The following is a 20997-nucleotide window of genomic DNA, read 5'->3' as shown; positions in this document are numbered from 1 at the left end:
TATGAAATTTATATTTTAATCCTCAAAATCAATCTCGTGGTCGAGGCTGTTAACGAACGACTCAAAGACTTCTCTATCGACATCACCCATCTCAAACTCCTTCTCGGCATCCTTACGTATCTCTGCAATCCAAGCGCGGCGTGCCTCAATATAGTCCTTCTTGATGCGTGCGTCGTCTTCGGGTGTTATCTCGTCGATACCATAATATTCTAGTATCATACGATAAGTCCATGCCCATTGATAAACACGATAATTGTCGTTAATCTCACAGAAGCGTTCTACAACCTCCTGAATGGTTTCTAGGCTACCGCTCTTGATATCCTCAATGAGACGCTGTTCCTCAGATACTGGGAGTAACAGACCGGAAAGGTCGTCCCATCTACCCAGTCCGATCTCAGTCTGTGGCTTACCAAAGAAACCCCATTTGTGTGCACGCTTCAGGACGGCACCCATATAGATGCGCAAGGCAATGTCGTAGTATTTGATACCTTTTCGTAAGCTGGTGGCATTGATGACATATTCATGATAGTTATAAGATGAGACGTTGTCGCCACTTGCCTGACGTAAGTTCTCGAGTATCTTCTTACCTTGTACGATACCCCCTACAGAGAAAGGTGATAGCCAATCGAAGTTGACAATGCTCTTCTGTGTCTGCTGTGGGCGTGTGTCACGCTTCGGCCACTTGCGAATGTCACGATAAAGACCGACGGTTGTGATGTTACGACCTGGTACGAGATACATCTTGTCAGCCTCGGCAATGAGGTAAGAGAAGGGTAGGGCAGTTGTGTTCGGGTGGTGCATCAGCTTACCGAAACATACGGAGAATGTACCAATCGTTGCTGGCATGAGCAGATAACTACCACTTGCCGTCTTTGTACCACGTTGCAAGATGCCCCAGTGCATTGGCCCCATCTTATATGCATGGTTAGAGAAGTTGGTGCCAGAACCTGCATTATAGAAAGAGAACATACCACCGATAAGCAGTGAACTCTTATGGTGAGAAGCACAGAACGGACCGCAGAAGGCAGCGCAGGCCTCACCATTTGACATGAAGGAATTGGCGAAGAAGACACTCTGTGAGGCTGTAAAGCCATTGCTTATCTGACAAGCTTCACCTACGAAGCAGTCTTGCATCTTCACACTGTTCACTATGCTTGAACCATCTGATATGATAGAATTCTCGCAGATAACTCCTGTACCGATATAGACACTGGCATGTTCAGAACTGAGAATGGTACAATCGCTCAAACGACTTGCACCAGAAATCTCGCAATCGTTCTGAATAACAGTGTTGGTAATCTCCTTGGTGTTGACAATCTTCACGTTATTGCCAATCGTTCCACGTTCAGGGTTTGTACGTTCTATCTCCTCTTTAATCAGTCTTCGGATAGCATTCTTGAGGTCTTTGTCGTTGAAATGCTTCACCATGAAGGCTGCAAACTGACTGTTGAGGTCATGGAAGAAGATAACATTCCCATCACCGACCTCATTCAGAACCGAGATAAGATTACCTTCACCGTATGTTGCTCCCTCCGTTGTCTCCATGACGGAGATGTTGGAGATGAGGCAGTCGTTGCCAATCGTATAGTTATTGATGTAGTTCCCCACCTTCTCAATCAAGCAGTCATTGCCTACCGTTACGTTGCGAAGCGTCGCATCATTGATACCAGAGTGCTTGAAGAAGTCTTTTGTTATCTCGACTTCTTTCTGGAAACTACCGAGTCGTATGTCGCCATAGAACATGACACGATGGAAGAATTTCGGATGAAATCCATCTTCCGCAACCTCTACTCGATTCCAATCTTCTGCCCAACAGCTGTTGCTCTCGAGTATCTCAATCTCTTCAAAGGTAAGGGAACGATATTGCATAAGCCTTTTATTTTAATTGTTGTTATTAGCCTTATTAGCCTTATTGGGCTTATTAGCCCTATTAGCCCAATAATCTTTATTCCTCTTCGATATTGTAAAGGAAGTCGTTGTAAGGATACTTCTGCACGTGGAGTTCACGCACTTTCTTATAAAGTACCTCCCTGAACTCATCGATATTCTCTTTTTCTTTAGCCGAAATGAAGAGACAATTGTCGTGTTCTTTAGCCATCCATGTCTTTTTCAGGTCGTCCAAAGTGATATTCTCCTTTGTGGCTGGTGTGAGGTCATCCTCTTCCTTCTCTACCCAATGATAGTTGTCAATCTTGTTGAAGATAATCATTGAAGGTTTGTCGGCACACCCCAATTCTGACAAGGTCTGGTTGACAACTTGTATCTGTTCTTCAAAGTCAGGGTGAGAGATATCTACAACGTGCAAGAGAAGGTCGGCTTCGCGCACCTCATCGAGTGTTGACTTAAACGAGTCAACCAAGTCTGTTGGCAACTTACGGATAAATCCAACGGTGTCAGCCAGTAGGAAAGGAAGATTGTCAACAACGACCTTGCGTACGGTTGTGTCGAGTGTTGCGAAGAGTTTGTTCTCAGCAAATACCTCGCTCTTAGCCAAGAGGTTCATGGTGGTTGACTTACCCACGTTCGTGTAACCGACCAAGGCAACACGAATCATGCGACCACGGTTCTTACGCTGTGTCACCTTCTGTTTGTCAATCTCAGCAAGTCTTTGCTTCAAGAGTGTCATACGCTGTAAGATGATACGGCGGTCCATCTCCAACTGTGTCTCACCTGGACCACGCAGACCTACCGAACCTTTACCGCCACCAGAGCCAGAACCACCACCCTGACGCTCCAGGTGAGTCCACAGACGTTGCAGACGTGGGAGCATATAGCGGTACTGTGCCAACTCAACCTGCGTCTTGGCATTGGCAGTCTGAGCACGCATTGCAAAGATATCGAGGATGAGAGATGTGCGGTCTAATATCTTTACGCCGAGTTCTTGCTCGATATTGCGCATCTGCTTAGCCGACAATTCATCGTCGAAGATGACCATACCAATAGGTTCATCCTCGTCCTCCATCATCTTGATGTAATCTCTTATCTCTTCAAGTTTACCCTTGCCGACGTACGTCACTGCACTTGGCCCTGTCACCCTCTGCGTGAATCGCTTCACAGTGACAGCACCAGCTGTATCAGCGAGGAACTCTAATTCGTCAAGATATTCCTTCGTCTTCTCCTCGTCTTGCTCCTTAGTGATAAGACCAACAAGAACGGCTGTTTCAGCCTTGACGTCAGATATGATAAATTCTTTCATTCAGTAATTTCTATTATTGCTTGTTTTTGTGTTGAAAAGTGTACTTCCCTACCACTCGAGTAGTTAGACACTGCCACATGGCAAAGTTACTCATAAAATCTGAAAAAAGCTAATGATAAACTCCGTTTTTATGTCCTTTAGTAAAACTCTTTCGTGTGTTTTTCTTTTGAACTTTCTTCTTCTTGCAAATTATTTACATGAAAAAAATAATTATTTACGTGAAAAGAAATAATTATTTACGTGAACATAAATATTTTTCTTCATGAAAATAATTTGGAACTTGTCGTTTGTTTGATAGTTCTTAGACTGGTTTTTATTCTTGTAAGGTTATGGTTTTCAGTTGAATATAGAGTATATAGGTTTTCTATTTTGAGTCTCTTTAATTATTCTTGAAGGTACTCTTACTTTCAGAGCTTGATATTACGAGATTTCTCTTTTACGAAGATGACAGATTAGATCTCTATTTTCAAACCATCGTATGCAAAGAATACACCTTCTGGGAGTTGTCTTTGTGCTTCTTCGTGTAAACCAATCTTGTGGGTAAGATGAGTGAGGTAAGTGCGTTTAGCTCCAATCTTCCGACTGAAAGCTATGGCTTCTGATATGAGTTGGTGGGAGTGGTGTGTACGTTCCCATCGTAGTGCATTTACTACTAAGGTCTCAACGCCTTCGAGATAAGGAAGTTCCTCATCGTCAATGGTTTTCATGTCTGTGATGTAGGCGAGTTTGCCAAAGCGATAGCCAAGGATAGAAAGTTTTCCGTGCATCACGGAAATAGGCATCACCTCGATGTCGCCAATATGAAAGCGAGAGTGGGGTAGAATACTGTGAAGGTTCAACTTAGGAACTCCTGGGTAGAGATTTTCTGTGAAGCAATAAGGGAAATTGTGGCGTAATCCTTCGCAGGTGCTGGCGTTAGCATAGACATCTATATCGCCCAACATACAAAAGGGGCGTACATCGTCAATGCCTCCAACGTGGTCGTAATGGATATGCGTAATCAGTAAGCCGTCAATCTTACGGAAGGGTTGTGGTAACATTTGTTGACGAAAGTCTGGACCACAATCAATGACGATACGCATGTCATCTGTTTCCAATAAAGCAGCGGTGCGCAATCGATTATCACGAGGGTCCTTGCTCTTACATACCTCACAATTGCAACCGAGTACTGGTACACCATTGGATGTGCCAGTGCCAAGGAAGGTAAAGCCACCCCCGCCCCCTCCGAAGGGAGGGGAGTCCTTGATGGGTTGTTCGTTGCTTATATGTTCTTCTTGTTTCAACAGATATGTTCTTAAGAGTTGGTTTGATGCTTTATAAGTATTTCTTAATTAAAGGCTTATTTATAACGAATGTCTATGGCTGGATGTTGCAGTTGTTATGATATATCTTAATATTAAACCATACCACAACCTAAAGAAGTAGCTACCGTTGTTTTAGCACTCCCCTCCTTTCGGAGGGGTTGGGGGAGGCTTTATGGAATGGTGTTCACCTCCGGATGTATCTCAATCCCAAACTTCTCCTTTACATCACGTTGAATGGCCTCATAAAGGCGGACGATGTCGGCGCCCGTTGCACCACCAAGATTCACTAATACCAACGCTTGTTTCTCATAAACACCTGCAGGGCCAAGAGCCTTACCCTTCCAACCACATTGTTCAATCATCCATCCAGCAGGAATCTTCTCATGATTCTCATCGATAGTATAATGAGGCATACGCTCATATTGCGCAGCCAATTCCTCATACTTAGCCTTAGGAACAATCGGATTCATAAAGAAACTACCAGCATTACCAATAACTTCTGGGTCGGGGAGTTTCGCATTACGGATGTCTATAATTGTCTGACGGAGTTCTGCTGCCGTAGGATTCTCTATGTCTTTCTCAGCCAGTGCAGCACGAATGTTACCATAGTCGAGCTTTGGGTCATAATTCTTGGAAAGACGATAGGTGACTGATGTAATGAGAAATTTGTTACGCCATTCATGCTTAAACTTACTCTGTCGGTAGCTGTATTCGCAATCGGCATTCTTGAAATGATGTACTTCGCCAGTGGCAATCTCTACTGCTTCCACCTCTTCTATTAAGTCTTTTGATTCAGCACCATAAGCACCAATGTTCTGAACAGCACTCGCTCCGCACTCACCAGGGATGATAGAAAGGTTCTCTGCACCATAGAGATTGTGAGCAACGCAATAATCTACAAAGTCATCCCATACGTAAGCAGAGCCACAGCGTACACGTTCATTGTCGAGTTGCTCTATAAAAGAGATACCCGAGTGTAGAACTGTTCCCTTGTAATTATCTGTGAGTAGAAGGTTACTACCTCCACCAAGAATCAGTAGCGGATAGTCTTCTGCATTCAAGGAGCGCACAAGTTCCTGTGCTTCCTCTACAGATGCGTATTCTATAAAACGACGGCACTTTGCATCAATGCCGAATGTGTTATGCTCTAAGAGACTATAGTCACTCTCTATTTTCATATTTTTGTTATTCCTTTTTAGCTTTGCCCTTTGTTTCTGTTTACAAGAAGGGATTATCCTTCCTGATATCTGATGACTCTTGCAGGATTGCCTACAGCCACCGCATTGGCAGGTATATCCTTTGTCACTACCGCACCCGCACCTATCACCGCATTACGGCCAATCGTCACACCAGGCAGGATAACCACTCCTCCGCCAATCCACACACCATCTTCTATCTTAACAGGTTTCGCATAAACGGTCCATCCACCACCGGCGACCATCCGTTCCTTGGCATTGACGGGATGCGTCGCAGTATAGATTTTAACGTCTGAAGCAATGAGGACATTATCACCGATGTCAATACGGCTATTATCTACAAAGGTGCAATTCATATTGATAATCACCCAGTTGCCTAAGTGGATATTGATCCCATACTCACAATGAAAGTCCACATCTATATGGATTCGCTCACCTACAGAGCCAAACAGCTGTTCGATAATCTTGCGCTTGCTTTCGCGGTCAGCATAGTCGCAATCGTTCAACCTGCGCACCAATCGTTTTGTACGTAGTGTCATCTCCTGCAACTCCGGGTCAATTGCATTGAACAACTCACCCTCTAAGGCTTTCTGGCGCTCACTCTTCATAGGCAACAGATATTAAACAGCTGGGTAATAAGATGAAAGAAAGACCCACAGCCAATCTCTCGGCAGGGGTCTGTTCATTAATAAGCTACAATCTTCTCTAAGCGCCAATCTTTACCATTCAAATTAAAGATTAGCTGTGTCTCAACACCATTTGCCAATCCTCGGAAGGTGATAATTCTGCGGTTAGACGCAGAATATTTCTGACCATATAGGATGTTGTAAATCATGTCATTTGGAATCTCTGGTAGGAATGATGACCATTCGTCGGCAGGAATTGTGGTGTTGATGATGTTTGTCTCTTCGCCATTAGGATCTGCCCCATGATAAGCCAATGGACTCTTTACAGCACCCTTACCGCCGTTCGCAAAGAATCGTGAAAGGAAGCTATAGAAAGAGGCGTTATAACTCTCTTTGAAAGGAATGGTGCGAATCTGGTTCAATTTCCAGCTACCATCCTGATGATCGAACCAATACTGCTCTATCGTACCTTTTCTTAAGTGTATCTTCTCAACGATAACGCTATCCAAGTCGGTTGACTTTGAGTACTCCATCTGCTTCTCATTGTCGAAGATAAGCGTATAATAACCCTGCTTACGGAAGAAATAATCCATCTTCCATTTCTTGCGGGATAACTCGGTAGTCTTGGTACCATTCACGATAGGTAATGGGAACTTAATACGATTCATCTGTAACTTCTTATTAGCTATGAAGTTGAAGAAGAAATCGTCAAACAATTGGTCGGCTGCCTTTGGCATTGGAGTAGCGGCAATCACTCCAGTGGCAGAGTCAACGCTGTCGATAGTGTCAGCTTCCTCTTCAGCTGTGGAGTCCGTTTTAGCACTGTCGGCACCCTCTACTTTCTTATTAGAGCAACCTGTGGTGACTGTAATCATCGCCACACACACACACACAATAAGTAAAAAAGCTTTTCTCATACTCTCTTTTTATTCATCTCAAATTTCCTGCAAATGTACGATATTTATTTCTAATAAGATAGGTTTTTTATAAATTTATATTAGGGTAATTTCTCCGTTACGATTATAAATTGTACCTTTGCAGGAAAATAATCAAGAACTATGTTATTAGACAAGATAGAAGAACTTCTCAAGGAAGTAAGCACACTCACAGCAAAGAGTGCCGATGACGTAGAACAACTCCGTCTGAGATACCTCAGTAAGAAGGGAGAAATCAATGCGTTGATGGGTGAGTTCCGTAATGTAGCAGCCGACCAGAAGAAGGTTGTCGGCATGAAGATTAATGAACTTAAGCAAAGTGCACAGAACAAGATTAACGAACTCAAGGACCAGCTTGAAACAAGTGAGGCACAGAGTGATGATATCGATTTGACTCGTACTGCTTATCCTATTAACCTCGGTACACGTCATCCTTTGACGCTTGTGAAGAACGAGATTATTGATATCTTTGCTCGTATGGGTTTCACACTCTATCAGGGTCCAGAGATTGATGATGACCAGCACGTCTTTACAATGTTGAACTTCGCTGCTGATCATCCTGCACGTGATATGCAAGATACCTTCTTCATTGAGCGTAGCAATACGATGGACGTTACAAAGAATGTTATTCTTCGTAGCCATACTTCTAATGACGAGGCACATTATATGTCTACACACGAACCTCCAATTCGTGTTCTTTGCCCAGGTCGTGTGTATCGTAATGAGGCAATCTCAGCTCGTGCACACTGCTTCTTCCATCAGGTAGAGGGACTTTACGTTGATAAGAACGTTAGCTTTACCGACCTAAAGCAGGTGCTTCTCACCTTTGCGCGTGAGATGTTCGGGGCTGATACTAAGATTCGTCTTCGTCCAAGTTACTTCCCATTCACGGAGCCAAGTGCAGAGATGGATATCAGTTGTAACATCTGTGGCGGTGAGGGCTGTGGCTTCTGTAAGCATACTGGCTGGGTTGAGATTCTCGGTTGTGGTATGGTTGACCCACACGACCTTGAGGCTTGTGGTATTGATCCTAATGTTTATACAGGTTATGCCTTCGGTATGGGTGTAGAGCGTATTGCTAACCTCAAGTATCGCGTCAGCGACCTCCGCCTCTTCTCTGAGAATGATACCCGCTTCCTCCGCGAGTTTGAAGGTGCGTAGTGTTGGGTGTTGGGTGTTAACTGTTAGGTGTTGATGGTCACTTCGGTGGTAAGTGATGGGTGTTGATGAATAACCCTTTCTATAGCTGACATCTTCGAGTTATACGCTGTAAGGAGTAAAAACTTTATAGATTTTTGATAATAAGTAATGGGTGTTGATGAAGTTTTATGCTATTCATCAACACCCATTCTCGTTCTTATATCTTCTGCTTAATGAGTGGTTTCAGATATCGTATAAGTCCTAATTAGGTAGAAGTTCTCCACAAACTTAGAGTCGTCAAACTTCTTTCTAACGGTATATAGCAATCGTGTTGCTAACGTTCTTTCATGTGTCCAGCGTCTAATAAGATGCGTGCGGGACCTTAGCACTACGTAAGCGGAGCCTTAGCACAACAAGCTCGGGGCTTCTGCACGTTTGTTGAAGAGGGGTACGAACCTTATTCTTGATATCCTTTGTATGGAAAGGTAATGGTAACTTTATATAAATATAGTGGTGACTAACCTTTGTGAAAACACCTTTCATAGTTATCACCAGTATTTCTCACGTAACATATCATCACCATCCACCACCCATCACCCTACAATATCTCACGTGCTATCCACGCACAAGCCTCTGCATCAGCAAGGGCATGATGATGGTCGGTTAGCTTATAACCACAAGCCAAAGAAACCGTTTGCAACTGATGGTTTGGAAGATGAGGAAGCATCTGACGTGCTGCTTTCAGCGTATCAAAGAACTCATAGTCGGGATAATCCATTTGATAGGTATAGAAAGAAGCCTTCAAACAACCTTTGTCAAATGGTGCGTTATGTGCTACCAATGGCAGACCTTCTATCATTGGTTCTATCTGCTTCCACACCTCGCTGAATACGGGTGCACCATCAGTATCTGCACAGGTAAGTCCATGCACCTCCGTACATCGCCAATGATAGTAATTCGGTTCGGGCTGTATAAGCGAATAGAAGCTGTCAACAATCTCTCCTCCCCTTACTACTACCACACCCACCGAGCATACACTACACCGCTCAAAGTTTGCTGTTTCAAAGTCAATCGCTGCAAAGTCCTGCATAGTTCTTTATAAATTTGTTAGTTGTTTTCTATATTTTAATTCTATAGATGACGCTCTATGTTTGTTTAGACAAAGTCTCTTTGTTCATTCTTGACAACCATAATAGTCATAATACATATCCCATAAGGTATCGGAAAAGCCCCAACCACATTGTGTTGACTTAAGCATACTTTCAATTCTCGGTCTGAAATGTTCCTCAAGGTTATGGTCGGAAATATGCTTCAGAGCTTTCTCAAAATTCGTTTCTAATGTAGTATAATACTGTTTCCACATATCACCGAAGGTCATTGTGTATTCACATCCCAACTCTATATAGTAAAGCATCAAATCTCCAAGACTGATGGCATCAGCCTTCAACTTCTTGAAATCTGAGATTGCCTTCCGACATGTTGCAAATGAGGGCTTATCATAAAAGCCCCGAGCGGGGAAAAATTCGTTACGGATAATCTTCTTGTATCTTTCCAACGCTGCACTATAATCAGGTGTAAGATACATTTCCAGATACATCTTCGCTTCTGCGCTTGCATCATACAGACTTAACACAAGGTTTATTACGTCTTCCTTTGGTAGTACTGCAAGATGTTTCTTCAGTTTTAATTTGGTCATATCAGAGTCCTCTCCACATTAGTGTTTGTTAGTAATATAAAGTTGTTATGCACAAAGTTACAACTTTATTTTTTATTCTTTTAACTTGATAACGAGTTATTTCCAATCTTTTTCTTACTTTTGCAGAAGGAGCATCTACTGCTATAAAAATACTTTCTATGGAAGAAAAAAGTTACACATCAAGTTTAGATAAATATCAGATTCCTGTTGTTGAAGCCAGTCAGGGACATCATCTTGTGCTCGCATCGCCAGGATGTGGTAAGACACATATCCTCGCAGAGAGGATAAGATACGCACGAGAAAGGGGTGTGAAGTATGAGGATATGCTTTGTCTTACGTTCACCAACCGTGCTGCAAGGGAGATGACCAACCGTATTCAAAAGGTAGTGGGAGGTGATTTCTCGGAACTGATGGTAGGTAACGTGCATCGTTTTTGCTCTAAGTTCCTTTTTGAGCAGGGTAGGATTCCAGCTGATTCTGCTATTATTGACGACGAAGAGGCGGTGAGTATTATCGCTGATTATCGTAATGAAGATGAAGAGGGAGTGACAAGAGACTTCAACCGATACAAAGGTTATCAGACGATTATCTTCTTTCAGCATTTCATCTATCAGATGGAACACCGCCATTCATGGAAGTATTACCTTCATCCAGAGAGTTTTACAGATGACGATAGAGAAGCTGTAAAGCATATCTGTGCCTCACAAAAGATTGAATATGACGAACAGGCGGTAGTGAATATCTATCATCATGCACAGGAATATATGGACGAAGCGAATGCACCCAGGCTTGATGCAAAGACGGCGGATAGGATTCGTGTACTGCTCTGGAAGATGTATTACGCTAATTGTTATGCCCGATACAAGGAGGAGAATCACCTCTTTGACTTTGAAGACTTGCTCCTCTATACATACGATATCTATCATTCTGACCCCACTTGCAAGCGTTATCCATGGATACAGGTCGATGAAGTGCAGGATCTTAACAGTATGCAGCTTGCTATCATCGACTTACTGACAGCAGAAGACAACCCGATGGTGATGTACTTAGGCGATGAACAGCAGGCTATCTTCTCTTTTATGGGGGCGAAAGTGGAGACACTGACCCTCTTGAAGATGCGCTGTAAGGGTAATATACATCATCTGCAGCGTAACCACCGTTCACCAAAATATCTACTTGACGTCTTTAATGACTATGCAGAAAAGCAACTGAAGATAGACCGCGAACTACTCCCTCTTTCCGATAATGACACTAAGGCTACGTCGGGAGACTTGAGAATCATACATAGTAGTACGATTGAAGCTGAACATAAGGATATTGCCACTGAGGCTCTCCGCCTTTATGAGCAAAATAAGGAAGAGCGTACAGCCGTTATCGTTAGTGCTAATTCGGATGCTGACCGTATCAGTGAAGCTATGACGGAAGCAGGGCTGACCCACTTTAAGGTGTCTGGTCGCGACCTCTTCGATACACCAGATGTCAAGCTATTGTTGGCACATTTGAGTGTACTCTCCAATGAACATAATTCTATAGCGTGGACACGTATCATGAAAGGGGTGCGTGCCTTCCCTTCTCATGCCCTTGCTCGCCGATTTAATTGGAAGCTAAAGCAGTTGGCACTATCGCCATCCGACTTCCTTCTTTACCCCGAAAGCTGTTATACAGCTGAGTTTCTTCGTGCCTACAACGAGGAAGAAATCGTTGTTTTCGATACCGAAACAACTGGCTTAGACGTGTTCAATGACGACATTATAGAGATTGCTGCCATCCGAATCAAGGGTGAGGAAGTGGTTGGCGAACCGCTCGACCTCTACATAGAGACCGATAAACCGATTCTACCAATGCTCGGAGATAAGGAGAATCCGATGTATGCTATCTATCATGAGAAGATGTCTTTTGGCGAATTACTCTCTCCCTCTGATGCCTTACGACGTTTCCTTGCTTACGTTGGGACCAGTCCTATTCTCGGTCATAATGCTAACTATGATTACAACATATTGGACAACAATCTGCAACGCTACTGCAATGACACGATGCAGGCACACGAGAATCGTTGCTTTGATTCGCTCAAACTGATAAGACTTTTGGCTCCGAGCCTTCATTCTTATAAGTTGGAAAGCCTGCTTGAAACCTTCCAACTGACAGGTGTTAATAGTCATCAGGCAATTGATGATGTGAGGGCTACGGTCAGTCTTGCACACCTCTGTGCTGAGAAAGCACGTGAGAAGCAAGCACAACAAGAGGCTTTCATCCACCATCCGAAGGTGAAACCCTTTGCTAATGTGCTCCGTAGCAATTATGGCGAATGCTATCGAGAGGCTGTCAACCGACTTTATCAGCTATCAACCAACCATGAACCAGCCCTTGTAAACGAACTCTCTACTGCTTATAATGCCTTTCGTTCAGATGGCTTAATCAATGACATCCCCCGATTAGACTATATCCTCCGTTACCTCCGCATAGATATGCTGATAGACGAAACGGTTGCTAATGCCCTTGCACCACAGCTCTCGCAGTACGTAATGGATATTAATACGCTGAAAGAAGCCGACTTCTGCAATAGTAAGAGTATTCTTGAGCGTATCTATGTGACGACTGTTCATAAGGCAAAGGGACTGGAGTTTGATAATGTTATCATCTTTGATGCAGCCGATGGACGCTACCCGAACGCCTATAACAAGACGAAACAGCAGGACGAGGAAGACGCTCGTAAGTTCTATGTTGCCATGTCGCGTGCTAAGCGTAGGCTGTTCATCGCCTATGCCCTGCAGATGGTCGACCGCCATGGAAGGGTTTTCAATCGTGAATTGACACCCCTAATGGATAGTATTCAAAAGTATTTTAATTAGGATTCAGCTATATCAAATAACTGATATAAAATAAGAAAGTAACAGATGAAACGATATGTTTTGTCTATCATTTGTTTTAAAAAAGAAATAATTTGTATCTTTGTAGCGTTAGAATGAAATGTTAGATAGGTAAATAAAAGATATAAACTAAATCCTTCTTGTATTCATAAACAAATAAAATCAGAATAATATGACAAAAGAAAAGTTCTTCACCTCTATGGGTTGGATTGGTATGGTAACATCAGTGTTAATGTATGTTTTCTATTTTCCACAGATAGAAAACAACTTAGCAGGGCAGAAGGGAACCTTCATTCAGCCATTTATGGCAGGTGTTAACTGTACCTTGTGGGTTGCTTACGGATTGTTCAAAGAGAAGCGTGACTGGCCATTGGCGATTGCTAACACACCGGGTATCATCTTTGGTTTTGTAGCTGCTTTCACTGCATTGTAAGTTCAAAACAATATAAAATGTGCGTCCTCTTCATTCTTTCGGATGAAGAGGATTTTTGTTTTATGGCTGAAAATCAGTAGAATTACATTGTCGTATGCAAAACTTTTATTATCTTTGGCGTAGCTAACAGCACCTATTTTCGAACACTACAAACGAACAACAACGATGCATATGAAACGATATCAAACAGTTCTAACACTGCTCTTTCTCTCCTTTCTGCTGACTGCCTGCAAGACAAAGACGGCTGATGGGCAGAAGGATTCGGGAGTCGCAGTAGGTCATTTTCCTGACCAGAGGGAATATCTAAAGGAGTTCAAGGACGACATTGTCATCATGGAATGCGAAGATTACGACTTCAATACGGCTCCAATAGGTATCGGAAATAAGTTCTTTACGCTGTTACATGGATGGGTATATACCGATGGTGTCCTCTCTCATACCATAACAGGTGAGGGACTGACAGAGGGTATCTTGGTGCAAGACTTCCCCAATAATGAGGATTTGAAAGAATATGGTGGCTATTATGTTTCAGATAAACCTTATATCAAGATGAAGCTTTATCGCACGAAGGATGCCGTTTGGTTTATGAATAAGCGGTACCCCATTGCACGAGAAAATGGTGATAGTATCTTCTCACCTTTAATAAAAAGTGAGAACGGAAGGAGTCAATCTGTATGGATTTTTGTAGGGGATATTCCGTTGAAAAACAATTAATCGAAGCGTATGAAGACTATACTACTTATCTTTTCTTGTCTCCTTCTATTCTGTTGCACAACAAAGACGCGAAAAGTAACAACCGTTCATTCTCCATATGATACTGTGTATGTCTACCCAAAGGATGAGACGGGACAAAAGATATACAATGTTATTTCCGAGAAAGCGGTAATGGATAATGGAGACCCGTTATTTGGCAAGATAAGAACAGAGGTTCCAAAGCAACTGAATGATAAAGAGTTTGAACTCGCTAAGAGTGTCGTAAGGAAGTATATTCATGGGCATCAAGATGAGTTTCTTCCCTTTGACTGCTATTTTCAGCAATACTTAGGTTATAAGAAAGAGGGTGTTTTAATGGCGGATGTTGCTTTATTTTCAGATTATAGAGTCATCTATCAAAAGGGCGTTGCAGGGATTACTCGTGAAGACTATAGGGTGAATTTCAGGTTTCTGAAAGACCTTGGGAAGGAGCGTAAGAGGCTTACAATAAACTTGGATAAAGGAATTATTGTAAATGAATAGGACGATTTTAGAGACGCCACTTATCTTTTTTTTGCTGCACAAAGCTTGCTGCTTTTCTTTCATTCCACAGCAATCCTTTGATAGTCAGTATGCTATAGGGTAACCATTGTCCTGAATTACCTTACTTCTATAAACGAGAAAACCGCAAGACATGATGTCCTGCGGCCAATTTCTCTCTTTTTCTGTTCGTGCTCTGATTACTTTTTAACAGAGTCTGGAGTAGCTGTCTGAGCAGCAGCTGAATCAGCGTTAGCGCTATCAACAACAGCAGAGTCAGCAGTTGAATCAACAGCAGAGTCAGCTGTAGAGTCAGCGTTAGCAGCTGGCTTAGAGTTGTTACCACAAGATGCGAAAGAGATAGCTGCGATAGCTACGAACATTAAAACTAATTTCTTCATTTTCTTTGCTTTTTAAATCTGTAAAACAATCATTTGTTTGTTAAAACGATGCAAAGGTAAGTATTTTTTTTATTCGGCAATAATATTTTTAGAACTTTTTTTGAGCCTTTTTTGTAACAAAATCGTAACGCATTGATAACCAGTGATATGTAAACGTTAAATAAATGTTAAACAAATTTGTGTGTGCCTACACAATCTTAAATCACTTACTTTTTTAAGTTTCTTAAGTCTTGTTTTATAACTTAGTTTCGTTCTTTTCTTTGCTATACTCACACTTTTATAGTGTGTAAACGAGACTAATTCTTTGGTATTGTGTTCATTTTACTGTAACTTTGCAAGTTATATGATAGATACAGCAGCATTTCAAGGCAAGACAGCCAAGTTTTATACGTTGGGTTGTAAGCTCAATTTCTCAGAGACAAGTACCTTCGCGCGTACATTATATAATATGGGCGTACGTGAGGCGAAGAAATCTGAGCAAGCAGACATTTGTCTGATCAATACCTGTTCAGTTACAGAAGTTGCTGACCATAAGTGTCGTCAGATTATCCGTCGTATGGTACGCAACAACCCTGGTGCTTTTGTTATTGTCACCGGTTGTTATGCACAGCTTGAGAGTGCAACAGTGGCTAAGATTGAAGGTGTCGATCTGGTATTAGGTAGTAATGAGAAAGCCGACCTTGTCCAATATCTTAGTGATGCATGGAATAAGGTTGATACAACAAAGGAAAAAGAGTCAGAGGGCGAATACCACTCTGTACGTACAAAGGATATTAAGAGTTTTCAGGCAAGTTGTTCGCGTGGTAACCGTACACGCTACTTCTTAAAGGTACAAGATGGTTGCAATTACTTCTGTACTTATTGTACCATACCTTACGCACGTGGTTTCTCACGTAACCCAACGATTGAGTCGCTTGTTGCACAGGCGGAAGAGGTAGCTGGTGAGGGCGGAAAGGAAATAGTACTTACGGGAGTTAACATTGGTGACTTTGGTAAGACAACGGGTGAAAGCTTCTTAGACCTCGTTAAGGCATTAGATAAGGTAGAGGGAATACAGCGTTTCCGTATTAGTTCGCTGGAACCCGACTTGATCGATGATGAGTTGATAACTTATTGTGCAGAGTCACGAGCATTTATGCCACATTTCCATATCCCACTTCAGAGTGGGTCTGACGAGGTGTTGGAACTGATGCATCGTCGTTACGATACGGCACTCTTTGCACATAAGATAAAATTGATTAAGGAGAAGATGCCTGATGCCTTTATCGGAGTTGATGTGATGGTAGGTTCTCGTGGTGAACGACCAGAGTATTTTGAGGATTGTTATAACTTCCTTGATTCCCTGCCAGTCACACAGCTCCATGTTTTCCCTTACTCAGAACGACCAGGGACAGCGGCCTTGTCAATCCCTTACGTGGTAGATGAGCGTGAGAAGAAACATCGTGCGCATAAGCTCTTGAAGCTATCGGATGAGAAGACACGTGCTTTTTATGCAGCGCATATTGGTCAGGAGGCAAACGTACTCTTTGAGAAGGCGGCACGTGGTAAGGCGATGCATGGCTTTACGGATAATTATATTCGAGTGGAACTATCGCCTAATCAAGCGAAGGAAGAATACGATAACCAAATACTCCGAGTGCGTTTGGGAGAATTTAATTTCGACCAAAGTTCATTAAAAGCAGAACTCTTATGAAGGTAGCAGTTGTTATTTTGAATTGGAATGGGCGACGCATGATGGAGCAATATCTTCCTTCTGTGCTGACCTTCTCGCGTGAAGAGGCAGATATTATCATAGCCGATAATGCTTCAACAGATGACTCTGTCGCATGGTTGAAAGCTTCTTATCCAAATATCCGTGTGATAGAACTGACAGAGAACTATGGCTTCGCAGAAGGTTATAATCGTGCTCTCAAGCAGGTGGATAGCGAATATTATGTATTGCTGAATAGCGATGTTGAGGTGACGCACCACTGGCTTACGCCTCTCATTGAGGAGATGGATGCCCACGAAGAGATAGCTGCCTGTCAGCCAAAGTTACTCTCAGTAGCCAATCTTGATGCCTTCGAGTATGCTGGTGCATCAGGAGGTTTCATTGACCGTTATGGTTATCCCTTCTGTCGTGGGCGCATCTTTGACACGATAGAAGAGGACAATGGACAGTATGATGATGCAGAGGAGGTTCTTTGGGCAACGGGGGCTTGCCTGATGATACGAGCTACGGATTATTGGGCTGCAGGTGGATTGGATGGGCGGTTCTTTGCGCATAATGAAGAAATTGACCTCTGTTGGCGACTGCATCAGATGGGTAAACGCATCTTCTGTTTCCCCGAAAGTTATGTCTATCATGTTGGAGGGGGCACATTACCGAAGTCAAACCCACGCAAAACCTTCCTGAACTTCCGTAATAACCTGACGATGTTATGGAAGAACTTACCTGAAGAAGATCTCAAGCACGTGATGCGTGTAAGGTGGTTCTTAGACTACTTAGCTGCATTCCAAACGCTGATATTGAATCGAAATTGGGGCGAGTTCAAGGCAATATTTGCGGCACGGCATGCGTTTAAGAAGTGGCGACACGAGTTTGAGCGCTTACCTAATCGTCCTGATGAGAGGATTGAAAGGCGAGAAAAACTTCCGTTCTGTACATGCGATGGTCGTAAGCGGTATGCTCTCTTATGGCAGTATTATGTGAAAGGACGTAAGGTTTTTAGTGATCTGCCTGAATGAAAATTCAACATAATTGCAGTTTGTTTTAATATTTTTAGCAGATTGCTTGTGTTTTAAAATATATTTTAGTAAATTTGCACTCAATACTCAAATATTGTAAAAAAGTAACCTGTGAAATATCTCTATTGTATATTGTTAGTTGTTCTGTTCACCTGTGTTGGTTGTCAGTTCAGACTTTCATCTGATGACATGAAAGAAAATTCTATGTTATTAGAGATAGATCGCTATGACCGCTTAGAATATCGTTATCTGACGACGGGTGATTTCTCTGCACTCCAGCAGATGAACACGGAGTATCCTATTGAAACGCGTACACTAATAGAAAATGTCGTGAAGATAGGTGAGATTACCGACCCAGACATCAATACAAAGTTCTTGAAGTTTTATCAAGATACAACCTTGCAGTCTGTTATTGCTGCCGTAGAGTCTGAGTATGTCAATACGGAGGATTTGGATCATCAGTTTAGCACAGCATTCGCACGACTGAAACAGTCGTTACCTGATATTGCCCTCCCAAGAGTCTATACTCAGATTTCGGCTTTGGATCAGAGTATCGTGGTAGGTAATGGTACAATTGGTATCTCACTTGACAAGTACCTTGGTCCTAACTTCCCATTGTATGCGCAGTTCTATACGCCAACACAGCGTAAGCAAATGTCACGTGAGTATATCCTTCCAGATTGCTTGACGTTTTATTTGGTGAGTGTCTATCCTTTACAGCAATTTGAATCGCGACCGCAGTTGGAGCGCGATTTGCAGATTGGCAAGATACAATGGATTGTCAATCAGGTTATGACAAAGCGCATTTATCATAGTCGATATGAGGAAGCTGTGGAGAATTATATGAAGAAGAATCCTAAGACCTCGTATGAGGAACTGCTTCGTATGGCAGACTTTTCTAAGTTTAAGGTTCTTGAGAATTAGTTTTTATAGCTTCAGATATTATAAGCACCATACACTCCCCTCTTGAAATCAGCGGGTATTTTCCGCAAGAATGGTTTTCAAGAGGGGTTTATTGTGTTTGTTAGGTTGTAGTGCCTAGTTCGGTGTTGAGTGTTAGGGGATAATGGTTACTTGTGGTGGGTGATAGGCGTCCAGTGATAATTTGAATCCTCCGCTCTTATTATATATTATCTCCCTTTGTATGTAGCAACCAGATATTTTGTACTAAAACTATATTGTAATGTGATAGGTCATCTATGGCAATGGTGCGGGGCATGAACACCAATGGTGCGGAGCGTTTGCACCAATGGTGCGGAGCGTCCGCACAACATGTGCGGGACATGAGCACGATGATTACTTATCAAAGCTTAGAAGTGTACATGGTCTTGACTTCGTTCAATTATGAGAAGAACAAATTCTATGACGTGAAATCCAACTTAAATGTTCGTTCTTATAGCGGCGACAGATATTTTATGTGGGATGCCAAGAAACAATATTGGACTGGTTGGGAATGGAAAAATAATCTCCCTGATGGTCAGCCTACAACATCAACCCAGGCAAATAGTCCAAATTATGCTAAATCCGCATCAGATAATCGCTGGTATAATGTAATCATAGGTAATTATGCTGTTAACAAAGCGAGTGTTACTTGCAAGGATATGCCCAATGTTAACGAGATGGTGTGGTACGCAGAAAAGGGCGATCCTCATTCAGATACACAGGAACTTTGGACAGTAATGGGCCATTTGTACAAGGGTGGTATGTGGATAAAGAAAAAAGCAAATATCTCGGGTTTTAATGCGAACAAGACACCGGATAATAAGGATTTGCGTAAGATACAGGAGAGCACGGATAGAGTTTATTCTAGTATCTTATCTACGCCTCTTTCTGCAGCAGAAGCCTCTCAGTATTTTTACTTACCTGCTATGGGTAACTATCTTGAGGGTCGATTGAATGGTATAGGTTATGTTGGGTCTTATTGGTCATCAAGTATTTATCCAGATACTGGAGAGCATAAGTTCTTTTCTTATATGTTCTGGTTTACCCCTAGTAGAATTAAAATAGTAGGAACAAGCCGTGGTTATGGCTTTTGGACACGTCCTTTCGAATAATAATACGTTTCTCCCCCTCTCCATTCGGTGCGGGGGAGATTTTTTTCTAGTTGTGCATGTTTGAAAGGTGGTTCGATGTAGCTGTTGACAATTAACTGCCCTATTTCACTAACAGAGAGCCCAAGAACGTCATAAAGAGCAGTAACCAATCTCTCTATCCACTTCAGTACACGATGCCATAGTGTAAGTGCCATGACGTCTTCTTCCATGTCGGCAAACAATTCACTCATGGTCTCATACGCTGAGTAGATGACCAAGACCCAATTTTGAGAAAAGTGAGAGAATATCGCTACTCATCTTTTTTTAAGCTCAAAAGCTTGGATATCTCGTTTAAATTATCTAAATTAGCATCCATAATCGTTACTCTTAAATTCTTTGATAATCAATGATGTATAGCACTACAAGGTTACCAATGATTATGGAGGAACTTTATTTGAGTCAACTTTTTGAGGGTGGGAGACTTAAGTTAAATAATAATTTATGGCAAAAGGGAAGAGTACTTGTAAGCTACTAAAGGATATTCGGCAGCAGATAGCGGATGCGAATGGTATCAGCTATCAGCCTAAAGAGTGTCATTACAAGGGGGATTGTGCAGGTACTTGTCCTGCTTGTGAGGAAGAAATACGCTATCTTGAACGTGAGTTAAAAGCACGTAAGGGTAATGGCTTCGGTATGAAGGTGGCTGGTATTGCTGCAGGTATCTGTGCTACGGTAATGCCGATGACTGCTGCTGCGCAAGGTGTTAAGCCCGATAGTACTTCTAATCTTCCTGTGCGTACAGCTAAGAAAGGCGATATAAAGGTAGTAGACCTTTCTGAAGGTTGTGCATCACCTGTAGTTGTACGTGGAATGGTAATAGGCGGTGATGATAAAGAACCTTTGATAGGTGCTTCTATTGTAATAGACGGAACAAAGAAGGGTGATGTAACAAATATTGATGGACAGTTTGCCTTGAAAGTACCATCAGACACTTCGTTGGTTATTTCATATATCGGGTACAAGACAAAGAAGGTTCATGTAAGTTCTCTTTTGCATTCTGATGATAATGTTATTGTGCTGGAAGCCTATGCCATAGTAGGAGAAGTTGTAATCGTTACGCCAAACTACGATGATGTGTATGGTCATAGGACTTATAAACCGAAATCGCATAAGGAGAAGAATAAAAAGAAGTGTAAGTAAGGATAAGGAT

Annotated in this window: 20 protein-coding genes; 10 read left to right on the top strand and 10 right to left on the bottom strand. The window is 42.3% G+C overall.

The features are described from left to right. Nucleotides 1-15 precede the first annotated feature (15 nt). The 6 genes from J4856_RS03570 to J4856_RS03545 form a co-directional block, all read right to left on the bottom strand. Nucleotides 16-1869: a DUF4954 family protein gene (locus J4856_RS03570; RefSeq protein ID WP_025836686.1), complete on the bottom strand. Its 1854-nt coding sequence runs from the start codon at nt 1867-1869 to the stop codon at nt 16-18. Nucleotides 1870-1945: 76 nt separating this feature from the next. Then, nucleotides 1946-3196, bottom strand: a complete 1251-nt coding sequence (hflX, locus tag J4856_RS03565; RefSeq protein WP_025836685.1) for a GTPase HflX — start codon at nt 3194-3196, stop codon at nt 1946-1948. A 452-nt stretch (nt 3197-3648) separates the two neighbouring features. Further along, on the bottom strand, nt 3649-4443 hold the full coding sequence (locus J4856_RS03560; RefSeq protein ID WP_065368069.1) for an MBL fold metallo-hydrolase: 795 nt from the start codon (nt 4441-4443) through the stop codon (nt 3649-3651). A gap of 227 nt (nt 4444-4670) precedes the next feature. After that, nucleotides 4671-5732 (bottom strand): UDP-N-acetylmuramate dehydrogenase, encoded by a 1062-nt coding sequence (gene murB / locus J4856_RS03555; protein WP_262502719.1) that lies wholly within the window; start codon nt 5730-5732, stop codon nt 4671-4673. Then, nucleotides 5732-6304: a sugar O-acetyltransferase gene (locus tag J4856_RS03550; RefSeq protein WP_025836679.1), complete on the bottom strand. Its 573-nt coding sequence runs from the start codon at nt 6302-6304 to the stop codon at nt 5732-5734. Before J4856_RS03550 ends, murB begins: the two co-directional genes overlap by 1 nt. A gap of 77 nt (nt 6305-6381) precedes the next feature. After that, nucleotides 6382-7239: a DUF4348 domain-containing protein gene (locus J4856_RS03545; protein WP_025836678.1), complete on the bottom strand. Its 858-nt coding sequence runs from the start codon at nt 7237-7239 to the stop codon at nt 6382-6384. Between the two features lie 141 nt (nt 7240-7380). Here J4856_RS03545 and pheS point away from each other — a divergent pair, with 141 nt between their 5' ends. Further along, on the top strand, nt 7381-8418 hold the full coding sequence (gene pheS, locus J4856_RS03540) for a phenylalanine--tRNA ligase subunit alpha (protein WP_025836677.1): 1038 nt from the start codon (nt 7381-7383) through the stop codon (nt 8416-8418). Nucleotides 8419-8995: 577 nt separating this feature from the next. Here pheS and J4856_RS03535 read toward each other — a convergent pair. After that, entirely contained in the window at nt 8996-9487 is a 492-nt protein-coding gene (locus J4856_RS03535) for an exonuclease domain-containing protein (RefSeq protein WP_065367911.1), read from the bottom strand. An 84-nt stretch (nt 9488-9571) separates the two neighbouring features. After that, the gene (locus J4856_RS03530) at nt 9572-10093 is read right to left on the bottom strand and encodes a DUF6155 family protein (RefSeq protein WP_025836674.1); all 522 of its coding nucleotides are present in this window, start codon (nt 10091-10093) and stop codon (nt 9572-9574) included. A 158-nt stretch (nt 10094-10251) separates the two neighbouring features. On the opposite strand from J4856_RS03530, the gene J4856_RS03525 reads away from it, so the two are divergent. The 4 genes from J4856_RS03525 (at nt 10252) to J4856_RS03510 (ending at nt 14629) form a co-directional block, all read left to right on the top strand. Beyond that, a complete protein-coding gene (locus tag J4856_RS03525; protein WP_025836673.1) occupies nt 10252-12942 on the top strand; it encodes a 3'-5' exonuclease in 2691 nt (896 codons plus the stop codon). A gap of 190 nt (nt 12943-13132) precedes the next feature. Further along, a complete protein-coding gene (locus J4856_RS03520; RefSeq protein ID WP_065367910.1) occupies nt 13133-13393 on the top strand; it encodes a SemiSWEET family transporter in 261 nt (86 codons plus the stop codon). 171 nt (nt 13394-13564) lie between these two features. Further along, complete coding sequence (locus J4856_RS03515; RefSeq protein WP_234967144.1) at nt 13565-14107, top strand: hypothetical protein; 543 nt, start codon at nt 13565-13567, stop codon at nt 14105-14107. A gap of 171 nt (nt 14108-14278) precedes the next feature. Continuing rightward, nucleotides 14279-14629, top strand: a complete 351-nt coding sequence (locus tag J4856_RS03510; protein WP_234967146.1) for a hypothetical protein — start codon at nt 14279-14281, stop codon at nt 14627-14629. Nucleotides 14630-14826: 197 nt separating this feature from the next. Here the strand turns inward: J4856_RS03510 and J4856_RS03505 are convergent, their stop codons facing one another. After that, complete coding sequence (locus J4856_RS03505; protein WP_025836671.1) at nt 14827-15027, bottom strand: PG1828 family lipoprotein; 201 nt, start codon at nt 15025-15027, stop codon at nt 14827-14829. A gap of 343 nt (nt 15028-15370) precedes the next feature. Between J4856_RS03505 and mtaB the strand changes: the two genes are divergently transcribed. The 4 genes from mtaB to J4856_RS03485 all read left to right on the top strand — a co-directional run bounded on the left by mtaB (nt 15371) and on the right by J4856_RS03485 (nt 19808). Next, a complete protein-coding gene (gene mtaB / locus J4856_RS03500; RefSeq protein WP_025836669.1) occupies nt 15371-16720 on the top strand; it encodes a tRNA (N(6)-L-threonylcarbamoyladenosine(37)-C(2))-methylthiotransferase MtaB in 1350 nt (449 codons plus the stop codon). Continuing rightward, nucleotides 16717-17754, top strand: a complete 1038-nt coding sequence (locus tag J4856_RS03495; RefSeq protein ID WP_025836667.1) for a glycosyltransferase family 2 protein — start codon at nt 16717-16719, stop codon at nt 17752-17754. Before mtaB ends, J4856_RS03495 begins: the two co-directional genes overlap by 4 nt. Nucleotides 17755-17865: 111 nt before the next feature. Next, nucleotides 17866-18678, top strand: coding sequence for a gliding motility protein GldB-related protein (locus J4856_RS03490; protein WP_025836666.1), 813 nt, complete (start codon nt 17866-17868; stop codon nt 18676-18678). A gap of 275 nt (nt 18679-18953) precedes the next feature. Further along, complete coding sequence (locus tag J4856_RS03485; protein ID WP_143150334.1) at nt 18954-19808, top strand: hypothetical protein; 855 nt, start codon at nt 18954-18956, stop codon at nt 19806-19808. Here the strand turns inward: J4856_RS03485 and J4856_RS03480 are convergent. Continuing rightward, complete coding sequence (locus J4856_RS03480; protein WP_025836664.1) at nt 19778-20038, bottom strand: hypothetical protein; 261 nt, start codon at nt 20036-20038, stop codon at nt 19778-19780. The genes J4856_RS03485 and J4856_RS03480 overlap by 31 nt on opposite strands. Nucleotides 20039-20288: 250 nt before the next feature. On the opposite strand from J4856_RS03480, the gene J4856_RS03475 reads away from it, so the two are divergent. Beyond that, on the top strand, nt 20289-20987 hold the full coding sequence (locus tag J4856_RS03475) for a carboxypeptidase-like regulatory domain-containing protein (protein ID WP_025836663.1): 699 nt from the start codon (nt 20289-20291) through the stop codon (nt 20985-20987). The last annotated feature ends 10 nt before the right edge of the window (nt 20988-20997 follow it).

Source organism: Prevotella scopos JCM 17725, from assembly GCF_018127785.1.
Classification (GTDB): Bacteria; Bacteroidota; Bacteroidia; order Bacteroidales; family Bacteroidaceae; genus Prevotella; species Prevotella scopos.
The sequence above is the reverse complement of the archived record's forward strand: the minus strand, read 5'-3'. Positions and strand labels throughout refer to the sequence as shown.

Coding starts and splice junctions, on each gene's coding strand:
- J4856_RS03570 (WP_025836686.1), bottom strand. CDS start 1,869: ATGCAATATCGTTCCCTTACCTTTGAAGAGATTGAGATACTCGAGAGC.
- hflX (WP_025836685.1), bottom strand. CDS start 3,196: ATGAAAGAATTTATCATATCTGACGTCAAGGCTGAAACAGCCGTTCTT.
- J4856_RS03550 (WP_025836679.1), bottom strand. CDS start 6,304: ATGAAGAGTGAGCGCCAGAAAGCCTTAGAGGGTGAGTTGTTCAATGCA.
- J4856_RS03545 (WP_025836678.1), bottom strand. CDS start 7,239: ATGAGAAAAGCTTTTTTACTTATTGTGTGTGTGTGTGTGGCGATGATT.
- pheS (WP_025836677.1), top strand. CDS start 7,381: ATGTTATTAGACAAGATAGAAGAACTTCTCAAGGAAGTAAGCACACTC.
- J4856_RS03535 (WP_065367911.1), bottom strand. CDS start 9,487: ATGCAGGACTTTGCAGCGATTGACTTTGAAACAGCAAACTTTGAGCGG.
- J4856_RS03530 (WP_025836674.1), bottom strand. CDS start 10,093: ATGACCAAATTAAAACTGAAGAAACATCTTGCAGTACTACCAAAGGAA.
- J4856_RS03525 (WP_025836673.1), top strand. CDS start 10,252: ATGGAAGAAAAAAGTTACACATCAAGTTTAGATAAATATCAGATTCCT.
- J4856_RS03520 (WP_065367910.1), top strand. CDS start 13,133: ATGACAAAAGAAAAGTTCTTCACCTCTATGGGTTGGATTGGTATGGTA.
- J4856_RS03515 (WP_234967144.1), top strand. CDS start 13,565: ATGAAACGATATCAAACAGTTCTAACACTGCTCTTTCTCTCCTTTCTG.
- J4856_RS03510 (WP_234967146.1), top strand. CDS start 14,279: ATGGATAATGGAGACCCGTTATTTGGCAAGATAAGAACAGAGGTTCCA.
- J4856_RS03505 (WP_025836671.1), bottom strand. CDS start 15,027: ATGAAGAAATTAGTTTTAATGTTCGTAGCTATCGCAGCTATCTCTTTC.
- mtaB (WP_025836669.1), top strand. CDS start 15,371: ATGATAGATACAGCAGCATTTCAAGGCAAGACAGCCAAGTTTTATACG.
- J4856_RS03495 (WP_025836667.1), top strand. CDS start 16,717: ATGAAGGTAGCAGTTGTTATTTTGAATTGGAATGGGCGACGCATGATG.
- J4856_RS03485 (WP_143150334.1), top strand. CDS start 18,954: ATGGCAATGGTGCGGGGCATGAACACCAATGGTGCGGAGCGTTTGCAC.
- J4856_RS03480 (WP_025836664.1), bottom strand. CDS start 20,038: ATGAGTGAATTGTTTGCCGACATGGAAGAAGACGTCATGGCACTTACA.
- J4856_RS03475 (WP_025836663.1), top strand. CDS start 20,289: ATGGCAAAAGGGAAGAGTACTTGTAAGCTACTAAAGGATATTCGGCAG.